Below are 18,035 nucleotides of genomic sequence, written 5' to 3' on the forward strand. Positions count from 1 at the left end.
CCTTGAGCACCTTGAGGTCCAGTGGCACCGGTAGCACCCGTGTTACCTTGAACACCTTGAGGTCCAGTGGCACCGGTAGCCCCGGCAGGTCCTTGAGCACCTTGAGGTCCAGTAGCGCCAGTAGCACCTGTGTTACCTTGAACACCTTGAGGTCCAGTAGCGCCAGTAGCACCCGTGTTACCTTGAACACCTTGAGGTCCAGTGGCACCGGTAGCACCTGTGTTACCTTGAGCACCTTGAGGTCCAGTGGCACCGGTAGCCCCCGTGTTACCTTGAATACCTTGAGGCCCAGTGGCACCAGTAGCGCCCGTGTTACCTTGAATACCTTGAGGTCCAGTGGCACCGGTAGCACCTGTGTTACCTTGAGGTCCCTGAGATCCAGTGGCGCCAGTAGCCCCCGCGGGTCCTTGAGCGCCCGTATTGCCGGTAGCGCCTGTGTTGCCTTGAGGTCCCTGAGGTCCAGTGGCACCAGTAGCCCCAGTAGCCCCCGCAGGTCCTTGAGCGCCCGTATTGCCGGTAGCGCCTGTGTTGCCTTGGGGTCCCTGAGGTCCCTGAGGTCCAGTGGCACCAGTAGCGCCTGCTGGTCCAGTAGGTCCGGTAGGTCCTTGGATGAACGAAGCAGAATTAACTAGAGCAGTTTGTAATGCTGCTATTAATTTAAGGAGCTCTTGAAGTGTGCAAGGGTCAATTCGGAATAATTTTGTAATGTATAGTAAATAGTTAATGAGATTTTGAAGCTCAATAAATACAGCGCTTGCTACAAAGGTTGGATTTCTTAATATAGTTATTAAGTTTTTAATAATAGCTAACCCTTGTGCTTTCAGGGAGGAAGTAGCGTCTAGTGAACAAATAAATTTACTTAGTAGGTTCAATGTATCGATTAGATCTTCAATATTTTGGGGAGATGGATTGGCGAAAAGTTTTGGGATTATTTTTGTTAAGTCAATAATAATCGCACGAAATGTTCTAAGTTGAGCTTTAGTAATTGGGATTGATGGAGTATTTGGGATTCGTCCGGCGCTACTTGGAAAGCATGGTTTGGAGAATTTGTTTTGATTGTCGTTATAACGAGACATTAAATCTCTCCTTTCTCACGAAAATGTGAACGAAACTCATCATAGTAGATGCAGAAATTAGTTAAATGGTCATAGTAAAATCGTTTGTTTAAAGAAAAAATAGAAAAAACACCTTACAATAAGGCGTTTTTTCTATTTTCTGCGTATTGATAATATCGCTTTAATGAAATTTTTGATTTGAATCCAGCGAGTTTTATAATTTCTGATTCAGGAGTTTCTTTTTTTATTAAGTTTAAAATATAGGTGTTACGAAAATGTTGTCCTGAAATTCCTTTACGTAAATTGGCTCTAGCCACTTCGAGGCGAATCATTTTTTGTATAGCAATTTCCGTTAATGCCTTTGGTGCATCATTTTCATATACCCACCTGTATGTTCCGCGGTTAAAATCGAATGCGACAAATAATGGATCATCACTATGGTATTTAGGGCGAACTGGTTCTGGGATGCTTTTGTAATAATTATATAGTTGTTTTTTGTCTTCTTTTGCTAATGTAATTGTTCTTTCTACACCTGCGGTTGCTGGGATTGACAATGTGTTAGTTTCAAAGTGAACGTGATGCATTGTTAATGCTGTAAGTTCCTGTAAGGATAAACCGTAGTCGATCAATAGATTTAAAATAGCGATATTGCGAGCCATTAATAAAGGGCGCACAGGAAGTTGTTTTTCTGAAAGTCCTTCTAATGAAGTGACTATATACTTTAATCTTTTTTCTTCATCAGGTGAAATGAAATCTTCGTTACGAAGTGTACGGTCTGGTTGAATGGATATTTCCATATTCTTCAATGGATTAGGGATGTTTAGAAAATGATGCATTCTATTTAGTACAATAAATACACGATGCATCGTTTTTTCTGAGTAATGTCGATTCGTTTTTAAATCGGAAAAGTAATCTTCGTAGTCTTTTGTACAAAGTGTAGCCCATATATTACTGGAAGGGAGCTTTTTGTTTTTTTCTAACCAATGTCCGAAGTCTTCAACGTCATAAACATAACGTTTAATAGTTGAGGGTTTTCGGCCTTTATTCAATAAAAAAATAGAAAAGGCTTGTATTGTATCATGGAATTCCGTTGTCTCCATAGTCCCACCACCTTAATTATTTCTTATATTATAGCAAACTTTTCTGAAAATAGGCATTTACAAGGGGGACAGGAATAATAATATTTGGTGAGTGGATAAAATGAGGTGATTGTATGGAACAATCGATGCGAAAGAAAAACAACAATCAAATTAATATTGTGTTAAACCATCGAAAGAAAATTTCTTTGCCAGCCGCAGAAAATAAAACGGTAATTTCAAATGAAACTGCAATTAAACATGAAATGCTGCAGAGAATTGAAGAAGAGATGGGGAAGCTTGTTGGGATGGATGATATAAAAAAGATAATAAAAGAAATATATGCTTGGATTTATGTGAATAAAAAAAGACAAGAGAAGGGATTGAAGTCTGAGAAGCAAGTACTTCATATGCTGTTTAAAGGGAATCCGGGTACAGGGAAGACAACTGTTGCTAGAATGATAGGAAAATTGCTGTTTGAGATGAATATTCTATCAAAAGGGCACTTGGTTGAAGCTGAACGTGCTGATCTTGTAGGAGAGTACATCGGCCATACAGCTCAAAAAACAAGAGATTTAATAAAAAAAGCAATGGGAGGTATTTTGTTTATTGATGAGGCGTATTCTTTAGCTCGAGGAGGAGAGAAGGATTTTGGAAAAGAAGCAATTGATACGCTTGTAAAACATATGGAAGATAAACAACATGGTTTTGTATTGATTTTAGCTGGATATTCAAGAGAAATGAATCACTTTCTTTCATTAAATCCAGGGCTGCAATCTCGTTTTCCATTTATTATTGAATTTGCGGATTACTCGGTAAATCAGCTATTGGAAATTGGGAAGAGAATGTATGAAGATCGTGAATATCAGTTATCAAAAGAAGCTGAATGGAAATTTAGGGATCATTTACATGCGGTGAAGTATTCGTCGCAAATTACATCGTTTAGTAATGGGCGGTATGTACGGAATATTGTTGAAAAATCAATTCGTACACAGGCGATGCGGTTGTTGCAAGAAGATGCATATGATAAAAATGATTTAATTGGAATATCGAGTATGGATTTGATGCTCGAAGAGGAGACGCACAGTACATAAACTGTGCGTCGATTTCTGTGTATAAGTTCGTTTACTCTTTTTTGGCTTTTTCTTGGTGTGTTTTATGGAAGTGTTCCATTTTAGCGCTCTTGTCGTGTGCTGAATTAGGATCGTGTCCAAATTGATTTACTGAGCTTTTTTGAGCTCCTTTATTAACGTGGTTTGTCATTTGTATTCACCTCACTTTAAAAATTAGTATAAACATTATATAAAGAAAAAATCGTTAGAAAAGAAAAACCTCTTTACGATATGTAAAGAGGTTAGAGTGCTATTTATGCATTGAACGTTCTTTCGTTTCGATACGTCTGTGCGGTAAATGCCATTTGTAATGAATAGAAACCATGCGGAAGCAAACAATTAAAATGAATAGAATGTAAAGAGCCCAATCGCTAACAATAATTTGAGCTCCAATTAAGAAACCTGCTAAAATTGTCCAAAAGGCATATACTTCAGCTCGAAGAACGAGAGGTTTTCTGCGGGCTAAAAGATCGCGAATGATACCGCCGCCGATACCAGTTAAAACAGCTGCTACAATTGTGGCGCTAATTGGTAAATTTAATTTTTGGGCATATAATGCTCCTTGTACAGCAAATGCCGATAAGCCAATAGCGTCAGTGATATTTTCCCACTTTTTCCAATGTCTAATTAACTTATTTGGAAAAAGAAAAATAATAGTCATTGATAAAAGTGCGATTTGGAATAACATGTCTTGTTGCCAAAACGCGACAATCGGATAACCGATTAATAAATTACGAAGGGCACCTCCCCCAAATGCGGTTGCCATTCCTAAAATATACACCCCGAAAATATCATAATCCTCTTCCATTGCAACAATGGCTCCGCTTAGTGCGAAAGCGATTGTGCCTATGATGCTAAAAATCTCCCATGCCATGAATTTTCTCCCCCGCTAACTAGATGAAATGTGCTTCCTCTGCTATTATATTAGAAGGTTTAAATTTGGAAAAGGATGAGTGAACATATTTGATGGAAGAAAAAGAAAAAGTCATATTAGTAGGCTGTCAATTGCCACAAGATGATGATGAAAAATTTATGCATTCCATGAAAGAGCTTGCATCACTAGCGAAGACTGCACGAGCAGAATTGTTAGTGTCAACAACGCAAAAACGACCAAAGTTTCATCCGGCAACTTACATAGGTAAAGGGAAATTAGAAGAGCTTACAATGTTAACTGAAGAGTTAGAGCCGGATGTTATTGTATTTAATAATGAATTAACGCCGAGTCAAATTCGGAATTTATCCTCAGTATTAGATGCGAGAGTAATTGATCGAACGCAACTAATACTGGATATTTTTGCGCAACGTGCGAAGTCGAGGGAAGGTAAGCTTCAAGTAGAATTAGCTCAGTTGCAATATACAATGCCGCGTCTTATGGGGCAAGGATTGTCCTTATCACGTCTTGGTGGTGGTATTGGAACAAGAGGACCGGGTGAGACGAAATTAGAGACGGATCGTCGTCATATTCGATCGCGTATTGATGAAATAAAGAAACAACTTGCAGTTGTTGTGGAACATCGAAAAAGATATCGTGAGAGAAGAAAAGATAATAAAGTATTTCAAGTGTCATTAATAGGGTATACAAATGCAGGGAAATCGACACTGTTTAATAGATTAACGGAAGCTGATACGTTTGAAGAAAACCTTCTGTTTGCAACATTAGACCCAACGACAAGGAAGATGCCGTTACCTTCTGGTTATACAGTATTACTAACTGATACTGTTGGTTTTATACAAGATTTACCCACTTCATTAATCGCTGCATTTCGTTCAACACTGGAAGAAGCGGGGGAAGCAGATGTCATTTTACATGTAGTTGATTCCGCGGATCCTAACTACATAGGGCATGAAAAAACAGTAAAAAGATTATTATCAGAACTTGAAATTAACCATATTCCTTTTATTACGTTATATAATAAAAAAGATGAATTACATCAAAACTTTATTCCGTTTCCGAAAAGTGATTTCTTAATGACTAGTGCTTTTGAAGAAAGTGATTTATTGCGTATAAAAGAAGCGATAGAAACGAAGATGAAGAAAGAAATGGATCGTTATCGAGTGGAAATCCCTCCGAGTGAAGGTAAGTTGTTAACGCTTTTAAAGACGGAAACTCTATTAGCAAAGATGGAGTTTCTAGAAGATAAATTTGTATATGATTGTGCAGGGTATATTTTTGCTCATTCATCACTTAATGTGCAATTAAAGAGATTTTTAGTGGAAGAAGGAGACAATAAAAATGTTTGATCGTTTGAAAAATGGAGAAAAAATTGCTCCAATCGTAAAAGAAGTAGAGAGTCAGATTACAGAAGTACATAAACGTGCGGATGAAGTAATTGAAAGCAATCAGTTTCGTGTATTAGAAAGTTTTCGTAAACATAAAATTAGTGACTCGCATTTTATCCCGACAACAGGTTATGGTTATGATGATATTGGCCGTGATACGTTAGAAAAAGTATATGCTGATGTATTTGGGGCGGAAGCTGGACTTGTTCGTCCGCAAATTATTTCAGGTACTCACGCTATCTCTACAGCGTTATTTGGTATTTTACGCCCCGGAGATGAGTTATTGTATATCACTGGGAAACCGTATGATACGTTAGAAGAAATTGTTGGTGTACGTGGGAAAGGTGTAGGTTCATTTAAAGAATATAATATCGGTTACAATGCAGTTCCGCTAACTGAAGCTGGGCTTGTTGATTTTGAGACTGTTGCAGCAGCGATTCATAATAATACGAAAATGATCGGTATTCAGCGCTCGAAAGGTTATGCTACTCGTCCGTCGTTTACTATTTCTCAAATTAAAGAGATGATCGCGTTTGTTAAAGAGATTAAACCTGATGTTGTTGTGTTTGTAGATAACTGTTATGGCGAGTTTATTGAAGAGCAAGAGCCATGTCATGTTGGTGCAGATTTAATGGCGGGTTCGCTTATTAAAAACCCGGGCGGTGGAATTGTTAAAACTGGTGGTTATATTGTCGGGAAAGAACAGTATGTTGAAGCGTGTGCATATCGTTTAACATCTCCGGGAATTGGCGCTGAAGCTGGAGCGTCTTTATACAGTCTGCAAGAAATGTATCAAGGGTTCTTCTTAGCGCCACATGTTGCAGGACAAGCGCTGAAAGGTGCAATTTTTACAGCTGCGTTTTTAGAAAAGTTAGGAATGAACACGTCACCAGCGTGGAATGCACCAAGAACAGACTTAATTCAATCTGTTCAATTTGATGATAAAGACCGTATGATTGCCTTCTGCCAAGCGATTCAATATGCATCTCCAATTAATTCGCATTTTACTCCGTATGCAAACTATATGCCAGGTTATGAAGATGATGTAATTATGGCTGCGGGAACATTTATTCAAGGTGCAAGTATTGAATTGTCTGCTGATGGTCCAATTAGACCGCCATATGTTGCGTATGTGCAAGGTGGCTTAACGTATTCGCATGTTAAAATTGCGATTTGTTCTGCGATTGACGAATTGATTGAAAAGAATTTATTAACAATTTCTTAAAGGGAAGCTGTCGATTTCGGCAGCTTTTTTCGTATAAAAGTAATGATTTATGCGATTAGAAAAAAGAGTGAAAAAATTCATGAAAAAATTTATAAAAAATAATGTAAGAAAAGCTAACATCTATTGACACTAAACATAACATAGTATAAAATGAGAAGCAGTTAAGGCGAAGGAGGAACTGAAAAATGAAAGAAGATAGACGTTCTGCCCCGCTGTTTCCTATTGGTATTGTTATGGATTTAACACAATTGTCTGCACGTCAAATTCGCTACTATGAAGAGCATAATCTTGTTTCTCCAACCCGTACAAAGGGGAATCGTAGATTATTTTCATTTAACGATGTAGATAAGTTGTTAGAAATTAAAGATTTGTTAGATCAAGGCTTGAATATGGCTGGTATTAAACAAGTGTTACTAATGAAAGAAAATCAAACAGAAGCAGTGAAAGTAAAAGAAGAAACGAAAGAAATTTCAAAAACTGAGCTTCGCAAAATACTTCGAGACGAACTACAACATACAGGTAGATTCAATCGAACTTCATTGCGACAAGGTGACATTTCAAGATTTTTTCACTAAAGATAACTGATTCTGAAGGCGATTAGAGGGACTAAGGAGGAATTTATAATGTCTAGATACACAAAAGAAGATATTTTCCGTTTGGCGAAAGAAGAGAATGTAAAGTATATCCGTTTACAATTTACGGACCTTTTAGGGGTAATTAAAAACGTAGAGATTCCAGTGAGACAATTAACGAAAGCTCTTGATAACAAAATGATGTTTGATGGATCTTCGATTGAAGGTTTCGTACGTATTGAAGAATCTGATATGTATTTATATCCTGATTTAGACACTTGGGTAATTTTCCCTTGGACAGCTGAAAAAGGTAAAGTAGCTCGACTAATCTGTGATATTTACAATGCAGATGGCACTCCATTTGATGGAGACCCACGTAACAACTTAAAACGTGTGTTAAAAGAAATGGAAGCTTTAGGATTTTCAGACTTCAATCTTGGACCAGAGCCAGAATTCTTCCTATTTAAGGTTGATGAAAAAGGAAATCCAACATTAGAACTAAACGATAACGGTGGATACTTCGACCTTGCGCCGATGGATCTAGGGGAAAACTGTCGTCGTGATATCGTTCTTGAACTTGAAGAAATGGGATTTGAAATTGAAGCATCTCACCATGAGGTTGCTCCAGGGCAGCATGAAATTGACTTTAAATATGCAAATGCAATTCGCTCATGTGATGACATTCAAACATTCAAACTTGTTGTAAAAACAATTGCTCGTAAACATGGTCTACATGCAACGTTTATGCCAAAACCACTATACGGTGTGAACGGTTCAGGTATGCACTGTAACTTATCATTATTTAAAAATGGTGAGAACGTATTCTTTGATGCAAACGGTGACTTACAATTAAGTGATGATGCTCGTCACTTCATCGCAGGTATTTTAAAACATGCACCAGCATTTACAGCGATAGCAAACCCAACTGTAAACTCATACAAACGTCTAGTACCTGGATATGAAGCGCCTTGTTACGTAGCATGGTCTGCACAAAACCGTAGCCCGTTAGTACGTATCCCTGCATCTCGTGGTATTAGTACACGCGTAGAAGTACGTAGTGTTGACCCAGCTGCAAACCCATATTTAGTAATGGCTACATTATTAGCTGCAGGTCTTGATGGAATTAAAAACAAATTAACTCCACCAGCAGCAGTAGATCGTAACATCTATGTAATGACAAAAGAAGAGCGCGAAGAAGCAGGTATTGTTGACTTACCAGCAACATTAGCGCAAGCATTAGTTACATTACAATCTAATGAAGTAGTATGCGGTGCACTAGGAGAACACTTACTTGAGCACTTCATCGAAGCGAAAGAGATTGAGTGGGATATCTTTAGAACGCAAGTTCACCAATGGGAACGCGACCAATATATGTCTCTTTACTAAGAGGCTCAAACCCTTGACACACAACGTGTTGAGGGTTTTTTTATTTTGTGGGTAAAACACTTTTATTTGAAAGAAGAGTAATCCACCCACAAAACACCCACAAAAAAATCAAAGTTACCCCAATACATTATTCATATAAGCTTCAAACTCCGAAATAGAATCTTTATTAATTTTGTCGCTAATATGAGAGTAAACGTTAGAAGTTATTTCTATACTCTTATGTCCCAGTCGATCTTGAATGTATTTCATACTTGCACCAGACTCTAATAAAAGAACCGCGTGGGTGTGCCGTAATGAATGTATTTCTAATCTAGGTAAATTTGCTTTCTTAAGTATGCGTGAGAATGCATTGAACAATGTTGACTTCGGTAAGAACTTTCCATCTACTCTTGAAAAGACTAAATCTAATTCATGTTCATACGCATCTTGTAAAACAAGCTTATTAGCATTTTGCCACTTTTTATGTGCTAGCAATTCATCGACTAATGATTTAGGAATCATGATAGTACGTTTAGAAGTAAATGTTTTTGTATCTCCAAATAATTCTTCTTTTGTTTTAGCTGTAAAATCCAATGTTTTAGAAATAGTAATAGTATGTTCTTTTAAATTTATGTCTTTCCATTGTAGAGCAGCAGCTTCACCTTTACGCATACCAGTATTCAGAAGTGCTTTGAAAAAGATGTAATAAATATAGTTGTATTGATAAGAAGTCTTTAGGAAAAGGGGAATGTCTTCACTTCGCATGTATTTTAGCCCTTCTCTTTCTTTGTTGTTCTTATTTGAAATAACTACTTCTTCACAAGGATTGTTTTCGATTTTTTTTAAACTAACAGCTTTTTTCATAGCATTGTTCATTGTGCCATGGATAATTTGAACCGTTCGCTTACTGTAACCCTGATCAGTTAAGGAATTAATAAATTTTTGATACATCATTGGTTTGAGTTCTTTTAGGTTCATATTCTGAAAGTAGGGGATGATATGTTTTTCGATATTACGTTCATGCAAGATAAAAGTGTTTTTCCTTACATTGTCTTGCTTAAATAATTTTAGCCAGTCTTTAAGGTAATGTTTTAACGAAGTAGGAGTAATTTCAACTTCTAAACCGTTTAATAATTTTTTCTCTTCTTCAGCGGCCGCAAGTTGTGCTTCTTTTTTTGTCTTAAATCCACGTTTTGATTTCTCTTTGTATTTTTGAGTATAAGGGTCTTTAAATCTTACTCGGAATTCCCAAACATCTCCGAATTTTCTGAAGCTAGCCATTATAACATTCCCTCTTTCCTTATAATTGTAAAGTGGCTAGATTACTCATCCAACCACTTCACAGGAGTCTCTTTATAACCTGAAACTTCATATTTTATTTCACCATCAACAATATGGATTTTCTCAACGATAGGGACCTTTTTAAATTCTACTTGTTTGATGGTGCGTTTCTTTCTTTTCTCTCGTTCGGCGTTTAAATCAATAATCAAAATATCTTACCTCCTTTAGTAAGGCTTATAAAATTCTAACAGTTCAACTGGAATGTCATTTTTGTATGCTATACATGCTTTTGTATCACCTGGTTGAATGGTCTTTTTATCAATTAACAAAAGCGCAGCAAACGTATTTGCTTCTATCTCTAATTTATCAACTGAAAAGAATGTATTCTTACGCAGAAAAGGCGTGTTTGCATGAGTATGTAGGATTGCATGTCCTAATTCATGTGCACAAACAGTTCTTTGCATGGATGGAGACAAATGATTATTAATAACAATGAAACGATTTCTTTTTTCATATTTATAAAATCCGTTTATTTCTTCATGTAAATCCCAAGTTAGTACATTTATCTTTAAACAATCAGCAAGCTCATAGGGGTTTGTCGTGTTGTATTTTGTGCAAAGTTGTTTGACTAGATCTCTTATGACGAATTTCAATGTTTTCCCTCCTAAGCTCGCATCAGTTATCGTCGGTATTACGATATTTCTTAGGAACGTATTTTTTGTTGATTACTTTTGTTTGTTTCACGATGTACTCCATTGCATCTAATAAAGATTCTACGGCTTCTTCACTCATAGGCTCGCCAGAGAACATTAATCCGTCTTCGCCTTGAAGATCTTTTTTTATTTCTTCCATTCTTTTTGCTATGTCTTTTTCATCTTTTGAAGTAAGGTTACCTGTTTGGGTGGCGCCATCTTCAGTAAGTAATAAATTAATATCAATATCTAAAGCGGAAGCGATTGTTCTTAATGTGTCTAAACTAGGATTGTATCTTCCGCTTTCAAGATCGCCTAGATAAGAGCGTGAGATATTAGCTTTCTCTGCTAATGCTTTTTGTGTCATTTTCTTTTCTTTCCGGTATTTTTTTATGTTTATTGATACATTCATAAGGCTTGGTTCCCTCCTAAAATGTCGGTATTATCGACCTTTATAAAAAGTTTAATGCAAAAATGACGGAAAAACAATGAAAAATCTATTTACAATATGACGGAAATACCGTACAATGAGTTTTGTAAGGCGGTGATTAATTGATGGAACATCATGAAACACTGGGGATGATAGTCAAAAAAAGTCGTCAAAATAAAAACTTGCGACAAATTGAAGTATCAAAATCAGCTTCTATATCTAGGAATTACCTTTCCGATATTGAGAATGACAGGTATACCCCTAGTCTAAAAACTTTTATAAGGTTAGCTTCTGTTTTGGAGTTAGACCTTAATTTATTGACAAAAATGACGGAAATACAAGTTAATAAGCGTGAGGAGGATTCTAAATGTACGATCAGTTAGCTGTTGTGGAAGAGGAGTTTTCATTAAGAGTTGTAAATCAAAGTGGCAAATTATTAGTTGATAGTAGAGAAGTCGCAAATATGATAGGTAAACGTCACACAGATTTATTAAGAAGTATTGAGAATTATATACAGATTTTAGAAAACGCAAAAATGCGTTCTCAGAATTTTTTTGTAGAGGACAATTATACAACTGAAGGTAATAACAAAGCTTACAAAAAATATCTCTTAACTCGTAAAGGGTGTGACTTGGTAGCAAATAAACTAAACGGTGAAAAGGGCGTACTTTTTACTGCTACATATGTTACGCAATTTGAGGAAATGGAGAAGCGAATTCAAGGGGAACAAGAAATGCTTGGAAACACTTATAGTCAGATTAAATTGCTAGCAACAGGAACAATAGATTTAAATAACAGAGTTACATCTTTGGAAGAAAAAATTGAAACGCAATTAACTATTGATTACGGTCAGCAACGTATTCTGGAAAAAAGTAAAGCCAAAAGAATCTACTTCTTATGGGGAAACGAGCATGTAGATAAAGAAGTATATGACTCTACTCGCAAGCTATTCGGATTACTAGGACGTAATTTAAAAGATGCATTCAATGTGAATAGTTATAGGGACATATTGAAGAAGGATTTCGAGGAAGCTTTGAATTTTATAAACGGTTGGAGACCAATGGTTTAAAAATAAGGAGGGAATAATTATGTTCAATGTTCAAATAGATGAAAATGTTGTGAAGGAATTATGTGTGGAAGAAATTCAAAAGAAGGTTAAAGAGTACGATGCGGAGTTAGCCTTTTGGGATACTAAGGAGCTTAAAAAACGTGTATGTATGTCGTGGAATACAATTCAGGATCAGTTTTTCTTTGACCCACGCTTCCCAAAATTCAAAGTGGGTAAGAAATGGTATTTCCCAGCAAAACAAGTACAAGCATTTTTAGTTGAATGGGCAGAGGAAAGGATGGATTAATGATGTTTACAATTGATTACAACAATGTAAAAGTATCTGATTATCTTAGACTACTAGCACATTATAAATTACCAAATAAAAAGCAGCGTCGATTAATAGAGAATAGGTTTGTATGTCTAAATGCTCTTTTTAAAAAGGCTGGTGAATCTAGTGGGAATTGAAAATTTAGTGTTACCCGAGGATGCGGAGTTAGCGAAATCCTTACGTAATAAGAAGGAGAACTACATAAAGAATCAATTTTTGTTAACTCGTATTGCAAGTAAGAAAAATGTAGAGGGTAAAACGAAAGAATTCTATGAGGCTTGTAAAGAGTATGAGGCATGTGGAGAAAAGGCAAAAGAGTGTGATAAGCAATTAAAGGAATTGATATTTAAAAAGAAAGAAAATGATAGAGTTCAGCACGTTGTAGAGCGTATGCGAGAGGTTGGCATTAAAGAGGATGTTATTCAAAAGGTTTTGTATAAATAAAAAGAAACCCATGGCAGTGGGTTCCAATAAAAAACAAAATCGAAATTAGTATATCACGTGGGGCGATTACATGGAAGAGTCAACAGAAAATCAATTATTAAAAAAGCAGGTTGAAACGGCTGTAAGTAGCTTGAAACTTATATCCGCAAAGGAAGCAGATACCTGTAGAAAGTTAGATATAGATTATGTGATTACCGTATTAACTAATAAACCGTATGGCGGTATGCCATTTTAGGAGGCTATAAAACTATGAAACTGTACGAATTAACAAGTAACTTCAATCAATTACAGCAAATGATTGAGGACGGGGCTGATCCAGAGGTAATTAACGATACACTTCAATCAATCAGTGAAGCAATTGAAGATAAAGTACAAGGTGCAGCGTTATTGATTCGCAATATTGAAGCGCAAGTTGAAGTGATTAAAGGAGAAGAAAATCGCTTGGCTGAACGTCGTAAGTCTTTTGAGAACAACTGTAAAAATATTAAGGACTATTTATATCATCAGATGGTTGCTGTGGATAAAAGACGTATTAAAGGTGCATTGATAACAGTAGGTATTCAAAAGAATCCAGCAAGTTTAGATATTGCAGAGGATGCGGTTATTCCAACAGAATACATGATTCCACAGAATCCGAAGGTAGATAAAAAAGCATTATTATTAGCGATTAAGAATGGTATGAAGTGGGATGGTATTTCATTAAAACAAGGTGAGAGTGTGAGAATCCGATGAGTGAAACTAAAAATTACTTTGCAGAATTAGCAGTTATTGACGTCAGTAAACATGTTGAGAAGAAGGGACGTTTTAGTTATCTAAGTTGGTCATGGGCTGTAGATCAACTACTAAAAAAATATCCTGATGCCACATGGCAAGTTGTTAGGTTTGATGGATTACCTTATATGAAAACAGAAGTTGGGTACTTTGTAGAAGTTGAAGTAACGGTAAATAACATCACACGTTCGCAAATTCATCCTGTATTGGATAACTATAATAAGCCAATCGCAAAACCTACATCATTTCAAATAAACACGTCGATTCAAAGGTGCCTAGCAAAAGCTATTGCACTACATGGATTAGGCTTATACATCTATTCGGGTGAAGATATTCCACAAGATGATGAACCAAAACAAGCAGCTAAGCAACTAGATAACGTTCCAAAACAGGAGCAAGCTAGACAGGCAGAGGTTGCAAATGAACAAAGAATAAAAGCAATTCATGTGCAAATTAGAGAGTTGTCGGAAGTATATAACATGTCATTTGAAGAAACGAAAAACACTGTAAAACAGTCATTAGGAATTCAATCTTTCAAAGGAATGACAGTGCAACAAGCATCTCAGTTACAAAAAACAATAACATCGTGGTTAAACGAATCAAAAGAAAAGCAACAGCAAGCACAATAGGTGGGTGACTGAAATGAAAACGATAGTAAGAGATGGTTCAATGCCAATAGCTTTGAATAGAGGCTTAGGTACTCGGTATTTACGTGATAAAAGGTTATCTGAATTGCTTAAGCGCTGTCGTCGTTTAGAGAATGAAGGGTTTGATTACTTATTTCCTATTCGAAAGGTGTTAGAAACAGTTAAACATAGAAATGATGAAAATCCTCATCTGTTTAAAGGTTGCCTTGTGATGGATCGTGACCGTGGATTCTATTATGAAGTTGTTATGAGGAAGGTGAAGAGATGAGTAATTTATTAATTCATGAAGAACCATTACTTGTTCTTCCAGGTTTAGCAAGCAGAATTGGTTTAAATGAGGCTATATTTCTACAACAGATACACTATTGGTTAAACAGATCTAAGCATTTTTATGATGAAAGAAACTGGGTATATAACAGTGTGGCAGAATGGGTTAAACAATTTCCGTTTTGGAGTGAGAACACCATTAGACGTATTGTAAAGAATTTAGAGGATGAACAGCTTCTTGTTATAGGTAATTATAATCGAGCTAAGTTTGATAAGACGAAATGGTATTCCATTAATTATGAAAAACTCCGTTTGTTAGAATCCACAAACGATGTACCCAACTTGGGTAGACGGTTTACCCAAAATGGGCAAATGGATGTACCCAATTTGGGTAAACCAATACCAGAGACTAACACAGAGACTACATCAGAGATTAAAGAATATATAGTCGAGATAGTAAACTATCTCAACGACGTGTGTGGTAGTAGTTACCGTTTAACATCTAAGAAAACACAAACATTGATTAAAACTAGATTAGTAGAAGGATTCACCGTGGATGACTTTAAAACTGTGATTGATACAAAAGCTAGAGAATGGCTAAGGACGGAACAAGCAAAGTACCTAAGACCAGAAACGTTATTTGGTACAAAGTTTGAAGGCTATTTACAACAAGGAAAGGTGGAAGGAAAACATGGCTCTAGTAAAGGTAACAGATATAGCAAAGACCCTTTCGAAGAAGATGATCTTCCTTTCTGATACATGTGAGGTTTGCAAAAAAGAACGAAAACGTACTGTTAGATACATGAAGATAAATGGTGAAGTAGTTTGCCCGGTATGTAAGTTGGCAGAAGACAATCAAAAACTAGAAGCTGAAATGAATGTATTTCGAGATGAGAAGGAACAGAGAAAACGTAAGAGTATGTTTTACGATAAGAGCTTGATTAAAGATGAAACAATTAAACTTGCTAGATTCTCAACTTTTAAATCTGATTGTGAAGAGGATGAAAAGAATTACACCTTAGCAAAACGAGCACTTGAAGATTACTTGGATGATGTGAGGTTTAATTTAATTCTAGTTGGAAAAGTGGGTGCTGGTAAAAGTCATCTTGCCTATTCAATTGCTCATGAAATGAATGAGAATAGCGCAGGGACGGTTCTTTATGTTTCTGTATCAGAACTATTTGACTATATACGTTCTACGTTCAATGGGCAATCCGAGGAGTCTGAGCATAGCATTGTTAATTTACTAGTTAGTGCAGATTTATTAGTGATTGATGACTTAGGTGCGGAACTAGGTGATATGGATGCAGCGGATCCAAAGGCAACTGCATTCGTGAATCGTGTCCTGTTTAAAGTCTTTGATGGAAGACAAGGAAAGAAAACAATCGTCACAACAAATCTAACAGGTGAAGCTGTGATGAAAGCTTACGACGAACGTATTACGTCACGTATGTTCAATACATACAGGCATATTGAGTTTAAGTTTACAAGAGATAAGCGGAAAAGAAAATTACCTTTTTAAAAGGGAGACGAACTAATATGACCATTACTGTAATTCGTCCTAATGTCCATATTTCAAGCGTTAGTAGTTGGGGGATGGTATTTACACCATCTCCGACAAATAACGCTGAATGGTCATGTGAGGACTATAAAAATACAACGGGAAAACGGATTGAAGAAATGTTAAAGAAAGCGAAGGGGAAAGAATGAAAACATATACAGGATTTGAAGCGATTGAAAGAATGAAAACAAATTGGATTAAAGAAAAAAATGATTTTTTTGCACATACATTAAAAAAAGGGAAACATGAGGTTTTAGGAATTAGTAGTCAGCGTATTGTACCATCTGCAATCGGTATGAATTTCTTTTTTGAAAACGAGTTTGTAGATTATGAAAAGCCATTGAATTTAGAGTACGGCGAAATGTTTGTAATGGAAAGCTTAAATGGGAAATGGTATGGGATCTTAAGAGAGGAGACTAAGGACAAATATTACTTAATTATGGGATTAAAAGTTGGTGAGTATCGTTTCTATGAAGATGGATGCTCCTTTAAAAAATATCAGGGACGTACATTCCGAAAGGCAACAGATGAAGAGTTAGAAGAATTTGAGCGTTTCATGATGTTTTATAAGAAGGATCGTAAAATGGACGAGTTTAAATTAGGTGACATTTGTGAACGAGAAGATGTCCTTTATAAAGTAGTTGTTCAGACTGAGGATAATAAATTTGAGGGTGTTTTAGGTTGTGTAGCAATTAATGAAAAAGATACTCCAGTAAAATACTTTCCAGTGAAAAGTATGGAATTACAATTTTGTGTCGAGGACATGGTGGGGTAGTTTTGCATCAACACATCATAGATCAACTGATTAATAGAGGTATTTATAAATCCAAGGACGGGCTTCGAGATTTGTTCGAATGCTCGTTTGAGGAGTTAGTGGAAATGTTGGAGGGAGAAGAGTGAGTTTTAAAAAGGAAATGGCAATCATTTTAGTCAGCTGGCTTTTAATCGGTGTGACTATATTCTTACTAAAATACAAACTTGGAGTGAACTTATAATGATTCAGTTACACACAATTACATCTGAAGAGAAGAAACAAAACTTTGATATTACAGAACTATTTGAAATGCAAAAAGAACTGGATAAACGAATTGGATATAAAGGAAATGACAAAATGGATATGTTGTTTCGTGCATTACTAGTGGAGATCAGTGAAGCATGGAATGAAACTCGAGCGTTTAAGATGTGGAGTACAGGATTTGGAGTTCCTAAGAATGGACTATTAGAAGAGTTAATTGATGGTCTTCATTTTCTTATGAACATTGTAATTGAGTTAGATAAATGTACATGGAGGCATGAACTTATTCCATCGTTCAGTATGCAATCAATTATGAGAAAAGATACAAGTAATGTAAATATGTTGTTCGAATGGTATATGCAAGATGTGTTGACTGCAAAAAGGGCATGGTGTCAGTACAGAGATTTAACTACAACAATGGGACATTTAAGACGAGCATTTGGAATCTTCTTTCGTATTTGCTATTTGTATGGATTTACCTACGAGGACGTTATTGATTCGTATAAGGAGAAGAATGCGGAAAACTTTGAGAGACAGGATAACGGATATTAATTAACTTTGAATTTTATAGAAAAGGTGTATACGGGAAAAAGCGTTGATTATTAGTAATTAAGATTGTTTATCAAGATTTATAACAAAAATTTTATTTTAGTAGGAAATAAGAATTAAAAAGTGCAAGAGCTGTAAAAAACAAAAATCGTTACTCTCCTATAGGAAAGTAACGATTATTGCTAAAACAATTCCGGCAAGAGCCTTCATTGTCTTATAGGAAATTTTGATGTGAATTTCCATAAAAACACCCCCTCTTTACACTTTTAGCCTATCCTTGAGTAAACCCAAGAATAGAAATAAGTCTAGAGGAT

General features: G+C 36.0%; 28 protein-coding genes. 20 read left to right on the plus strand and 8 right to left on the minus strand.

Features of this window, described 5'->3' with window-relative positions; genetic code table 11:
- On the minus strand, nt 1-1,076 hold a 1,076-nt coding region (locus F3I02_RS19765), incomplete at its 3' end, for a collagen-like repeat preface domain-containing protein (RefSeq protein ID WP_196478318.1).
- Nucleotides 1,077-1,189: 113 nt separating this feature from the next.
- A complete protein-coding gene (locus F3I02_RS19770) occupies nt 1,190-2,155 on the minus strand; it encodes a tyrosine-type recombinase/integrase (protein WP_000450324.1) in 966 nt (321 codons plus the stop codon).
- A 113-nt stretch (nt 2,156-2,268) separates the two neighbouring features.
- On the opposite strand from F3I02_RS19770, the gene spoVK reads away from it, so the two are divergent.
- Nucleotides 2,269-3,225 (plus strand): stage V sporulation protein K, encoded by a 957-nt coding sequence (gene spoVK / locus F3I02_RS19775; RefSeq protein WP_000438174.1) that lies wholly within the window; start codon nt 2,269-2,271, stop codon nt 3,223-3,225.
- 31 nt (nt 3,226-3,256) lie between these two features.
- Here the strand turns inward: spoVK and F3I02_RS19780 are convergent, their stop codons facing one another.
- Nucleotides 3,257-3,394 carry a hypothetical protein gene (locus tag F3I02_RS19780; RefSeq protein ID WP_000181499.1) on the minus strand — a complete coding sequence of 46 codons (138 nt, stop codon included), beginning with the start codon at nt 3,392-3,394 and terminating at the stop codon, nt 3,257-3,259.
- 99 nt (nt 3,395-3,493) lie between these two features.
- Complete coding sequence (locus F3I02_RS19785; protein ID WP_000312267.1) at nt 3,494-4,117, minus strand: trimeric intracellular cation channel family protein; 624 nt, start codon at nt 4,115-4,117, stop codon at nt 3,494-3,496.
- A gap of 92 nt (nt 4,118-4,209) precedes the next feature.
- Between F3I02_RS19785 and hflX the strand changes: the two genes are divergently transcribed.
- From hflX to glnA, 4 genes are all read left to right on the plus strand, one after another.
- Nucleotides 4,210-5,484, plus strand: a complete 1,275-nt coding sequence (hflX, locus tag F3I02_RS19790; protein ID WP_196478370.1) for a GTPase HflX — start codon at nt 4,210-4,212, stop codon at nt 5,482-5,484.
- A complete protein-coding gene (locus F3I02_RS19795; RefSeq protein WP_196478319.1) occupies nt 5,477-6,748 on the plus strand; it encodes a methionine gamma-lyase family protein in 1,272 nt (423 codons plus the stop codon). Before hflX ends, F3I02_RS19795 begins: the two co-directional genes overlap by 8 nt.
- A gap of 185 nt (nt 6,749-6,933) precedes the next feature.
- Nucleotides 6,934-7,323: a transcriptional repressor GlnR gene (gene glnR / locus F3I02_RS19800; protein WP_000656783.1), complete on the plus strand. Its 390-nt coding sequence runs from the start codon at nt 6,934-6,936 to the stop codon at nt 7,321-7,323.
- Between the two features lie 48 nt (nt 7,324-7,371).
- Nucleotides 7,372-8,706, plus strand: a complete 1,335-nt coding sequence (gene glnA, locus F3I02_RS19805) for a type I glutamate--ammonia ligase (protein WP_000092763.1) — start codon at nt 7,372-7,374, stop codon at nt 8,704-8,706.
- A 114-nt stretch (nt 8,707-8,820) separates the two neighbouring features.
- Here glnA and F3I02_RS19810 read toward each other — a convergent pair whose 3' ends face one another.
- Genes F3I02_RS19810 through F3I02_RS19825 form a run of 4 tightly spaced genes read right to left on the minus strand, consistent with a single transcriptional unit; the run spans nt 8,821 to nt 11,070 of the window.
- Complete coding sequence (locus F3I02_RS19810; RefSeq protein ID WP_098839032.1) at nt 8,821-9,966, minus strand: tyrosine-type recombinase/integrase; 1,146 nt, start codon at nt 9,964-9,966, stop codon at nt 8,821-8,823.
- Nucleotides 9,967-10,007: 41 nt separating this feature from the next.
- On the minus strand, nt 10,008-10,175 hold the full coding sequence (locus F3I02_RS19815) for a hypothetical protein (protein WP_042510924.1): 168 nt from the start codon (nt 10,173-10,175) through the stop codon (nt 10,008-10,010).
- A 15-nt stretch (nt 10,176-10,190) separates the two neighbouring features.
- Entirely contained in the window at nt 10,191-10,619 is a 429-nt protein-coding gene (locus F3I02_RS19820) for an ImmA/IrrE family metallo-endopeptidase (protein WP_196477681.1), read from the minus strand.
- 22 nt (nt 10,620-10,641) lie between these two features.
- On the minus strand, nt 10,642-11,070 hold the full coding sequence (locus F3I02_RS19825) for a helix-turn-helix domain-containing protein (RefSeq protein WP_196477680.1): 429 nt from the start codon (nt 11,068-11,070) through the stop codon (nt 10,642-10,644).
- A 143-nt stretch (nt 11,071-11,213) separates the two neighbouring features.
- Between F3I02_RS19825 and F3I02_RS19830 the strand changes: the two genes are divergently transcribed.
- The 15 genes from F3I02_RS19830 to F3I02_RS19900 all read left to right on the plus strand — a co-directional run bounded on the left by F3I02_RS19830 (nt 11,214) and on the right by F3I02_RS19900 (nt 17,724).
- Nucleotides 11,214-11,471: a helix-turn-helix domain-containing protein gene (locus tag F3I02_RS19830; RefSeq protein WP_098204353.1), complete on the plus strand. Its 258-nt coding sequence runs from the start codon at nt 11,214-11,216 to the stop codon at nt 11,469-11,471.
- Nucleotides 11,456-12,157: a Rha family transcriptional regulator gene (locus tag F3I02_RS19835; RefSeq protein ID WP_196477679.1), complete on the plus strand. Its 702-nt coding sequence runs from the start codon at nt 11,456-11,458 to the stop codon at nt 12,155-12,157. Before F3I02_RS19830 ends, F3I02_RS19835 begins: the two co-directional genes overlap by 16 nt.
- Nucleotides 12,158-12,176: 19 nt before the next feature.
- A complete protein-coding gene (locus F3I02_RS19840) occupies nt 12,177-12,443 on the plus strand; it encodes a hypothetical protein (RefSeq protein ID WP_000483547.1) in 267 nt (88 codons plus the stop codon).
- Nucleotides 12,443-12,604, plus strand: a complete 162-nt coding sequence (locus F3I02_RS19845; protein WP_000971661.1) for a hypothetical protein — start codon at nt 12,443-12,445, stop codon at nt 12,602-12,604. Before F3I02_RS19840 ends, F3I02_RS19845 begins: the two co-directional genes overlap by 1 nt.
- Nucleotides 12,594-12,911: a hypothetical protein gene (locus F3I02_RS19850; RefSeq protein WP_000510717.1), complete on the plus strand. Its 318-nt coding sequence runs from the start codon at nt 12,594-12,596 to the stop codon at nt 12,909-12,911. Before F3I02_RS19845 ends, F3I02_RS19850 begins: the two co-directional genes overlap by 11 nt.
- A gap of 70 nt (nt 12,912-12,981) precedes the next feature.
- Complete coding sequence (locus F3I02_RS19855) at nt 12,982-13,146, plus strand: hypothetical protein (RefSeq protein WP_196477678.1); 165 nt, start codon at nt 12,982-12,984, stop codon at nt 13,144-13,146.
- 14 nt (nt 13,147-13,160) lie between these two features.
- Nucleotides 13,161-13,643: a siphovirus Gp157 family protein gene (locus F3I02_RS19860; RefSeq protein ID WP_196477677.1), complete on the plus strand. Its 483-nt coding sequence runs from the start codon at nt 13,161-13,163 to the stop codon at nt 13,641-13,643.
- Entirely contained in the window at nt 13,640-14,311 is a 672-nt protein-coding gene (locus F3I02_RS19865; protein ID WP_196477676.1) for a DUF1071 domain-containing protein, read from the plus strand. Before F3I02_RS19860 ends, F3I02_RS19865 begins: the two co-directional genes overlap by 4 nt.
- Nucleotides 14,312-14,324: 13 nt before the next feature.
- Nucleotides 14,325-14,597, plus strand: a complete 273-nt coding sequence (locus F3I02_RS19870; RefSeq protein WP_000849731.1) for a hypothetical protein — start codon at nt 14,325-14,327, stop codon at nt 14,595-14,597.
- The gene (locus F3I02_RS19875; protein WP_196477675.1) at nt 14,594-15,352 is read left to right on the plus strand and encodes a conserved phage C-terminal domain-containing protein; all 759 of its coding nucleotides are present in this window, start codon (nt 14,594-14,596) and stop codon (nt 15,350-15,352) included. The genes F3I02_RS19870 and F3I02_RS19875 overlap by 4 nt, the downstream gene beginning before the upstream one ends.
- A complete protein-coding gene (locus tag F3I02_RS19880; RefSeq protein WP_196477674.1) occupies nt 15,288-16,118 on the plus strand; it encodes an ATP-binding protein in 831 nt (276 codons plus the stop codon). Before F3I02_RS19875 ends, F3I02_RS19880 begins: the two co-directional genes overlap by 65 nt.
- A 17-nt stretch (nt 16,119-16,135) precedes the next feature.
- Entirely contained in the window at nt 16,136-16,306 is a 171-nt protein-coding gene (locus F3I02_RS19885) for a hypothetical protein (protein ID WP_088065475.1), read from the plus strand.
- Nucleotides 16,303-16,932, plus strand: coding sequence for a hypothetical protein (locus F3I02_RS19890; RefSeq protein ID WP_196477673.1), 630 nt, complete (start codon nt 16,303-16,305; stop codon nt 16,930-16,932). Before F3I02_RS19885 ends, F3I02_RS19890 begins: the two co-directional genes overlap by 4 nt.
- Before the next feature lie 2 nt (nt 16,933-16,934).
- Entirely contained in the window at nt 16,935-17,057 is a 123-nt protein-coding gene (fbpA, locus tag F3I02_RS19895; RefSeq protein ID WP_196477672.1) for a Fur-regulated basic protein FbpA, read from the plus strand.
- Nucleotides 17,058-17,151: 94 nt separating this feature from the next.
- A complete protein-coding gene (locus tag F3I02_RS19900) occupies nt 17,152-17,724 on the plus strand; it encodes a dUTP diphosphatase (RefSeq protein ID WP_078206683.1) in 573 nt (190 codons plus the stop codon).
- Nucleotides 17,725-18,035: the final 311 nt, after the last annotated feature.

The organism is Bacillus sp. SRB3LM, from assembly GCF_015712745.1.
Taxonomy (GTDB): Bacteria; Bacillota; Bacilli; order Bacillales; family Bacillaceae_G; genus Bacillus_A; species Bacillus_A thuringiensis_K.

What these genes read in the sequence shown, in the direction of transcription:
- F3I02_RS19770 (WP_000450324.1), bottom strand. Translation starts at nt 2,155, where the DNA reads ATGGAGACAACGGAATTCCATGATACAATACAAGCCTTTTCTATTTTT.
- spoVK (WP_000438174.1), top strand. Translation starts at nt 2,269, where the DNA reads ATGGAACAATCGATGCGAAAGAAAAACAACAATCAAATTAATATTGTG.
- F3I02_RS19780 (WP_000181499.1), bottom strand. Translation starts at nt 3,394, where the DNA reads ATGACAAACCACGTTAATAAAGGAGCTCAAAAAAGCTCAGTAAATCAA.
- F3I02_RS19785 (WP_000312267.1), bottom strand. Translation starts at nt 4,117, where the DNA reads ATGGCATGGGAGATTTTTAGCATCATAGGCACAATCGCTTTCGCACTA.
- hflX (WP_196478370.1), top strand. Translation starts at nt 4,210, where the DNA reads ATGGAAGAAAAAGAAAAAGTCATATTAGTAGGCTGTCAATTGCCACAA.
- F3I02_RS19795 (WP_196478319.1), top strand. Translation starts at nt 5,477, where the DNA reads ATGTTTGATCGTTTGAAAAATGGAGAAAAAATTGCTCCAATCGTAAAA.
- glnR (WP_000656783.1), top strand. Translation starts at nt 6,934, where the DNA reads ATGAAAGAAGATAGACGTTCTGCCCCGCTGTTTCCTATTGGTATTGTT.
- glnA (WP_000092763.1), top strand. Translation starts at nt 7,372, where the DNA reads ATGTCTAGATACACAAAAGAAGATATTTTCCGTTTGGCGAAAGAAGAG.
- F3I02_RS19810 (WP_098839032.1), bottom strand. Translation starts at nt 9,966, where the DNA reads ATGGCTAGCTTCAGAAAATTCGGAGATGTTTGGGAATTCCGAGTAAGA.
- F3I02_RS19825 (WP_196477680.1), bottom strand. Translation starts at nt 11,070, where the DNA reads ATGAATGTATCAATAAACATAAAAAAATACCGGAAAGAAAAGAAAATG.
- F3I02_RS19830 (WP_098204353.1), top strand. Translation starts at nt 11,214, where the DNA reads ATGGAACATCATGAAACACTGGGGATGATAGTCAAAAAAAGTCGTCAA.
- F3I02_RS19835 (WP_196477679.1), top strand. Translation starts at nt 11,456, where the DNA reads ATGTACGATCAGTTAGCTGTTGTGGAAGAGGAGTTTTCATTAAGAGTT.
- F3I02_RS19840 (WP_000483547.1), top strand. Translation starts at nt 12,177, where the DNA reads ATGTTCAATGTTCAAATAGATGAAAATGTTGTGAAGGAATTATGTGTG.
- F3I02_RS19845 (WP_000971661.1), top strand. Translation starts at nt 12,443, where the DNA reads ATGATGTTTACAATTGATTACAACAATGTAAAAGTATCTGATTATCTT.
- F3I02_RS19855 (WP_196477678.1), top strand. Translation starts at nt 12,982, where the DNA reads ATGGAAGAGTCAACAGAAAATCAATTATTAAAAAAGCAGGTTGAAACG.
- F3I02_RS19860 (WP_196477677.1), top strand. Translation starts at nt 13,161, where the DNA reads ATGAAACTGTACGAATTAACAAGTAACTTCAATCAATTACAGCAAATG.
- F3I02_RS19865 (WP_196477676.1), top strand. Translation starts at nt 13,640, where the DNA reads ATGAGTGAAACTAAAAATTACTTTGCAGAATTAGCAGTTATTGACGTC.
- F3I02_RS19870 (WP_000849731.1), top strand. Translation starts at nt 14,325, where the DNA reads ATGAAAACGATAGTAAGAGATGGTTCAATGCCAATAGCTTTGAATAGA.
- F3I02_RS19875 (WP_196477675.1), top strand. Translation starts at nt 14,594, where the DNA reads ATGAGTAATTTATTAATTCATGAAGAACCATTACTTGTTCTTCCAGGT.
- F3I02_RS19880 (WP_196477674.1), top strand. Translation starts at nt 15,288, where the DNA reads ATGGCTCTAGTAAAGGTAACAGATATAGCAAAGACCCTTTCGAAGAAG.
- F3I02_RS19885 (WP_088065475.1), top strand. Translation starts at nt 16,136, where the DNA reads ATGACCATTACTGTAATTCGTCCTAATGTCCATATTTCAAGCGTTAGT.
- F3I02_RS19890 (WP_196477673.1), top strand. Translation starts at nt 16,303, where the DNA reads ATGAAAACATATACAGGATTTGAAGCGATTGAAAGAATGAAAACAAAT.
- F3I02_RS19900 (WP_078206683.1), top strand. Translation starts at nt 17,152, where the DNA reads ATGATTCAGTTACACACAATTACATCTGAAGAGAAGAAACAAAACTTT.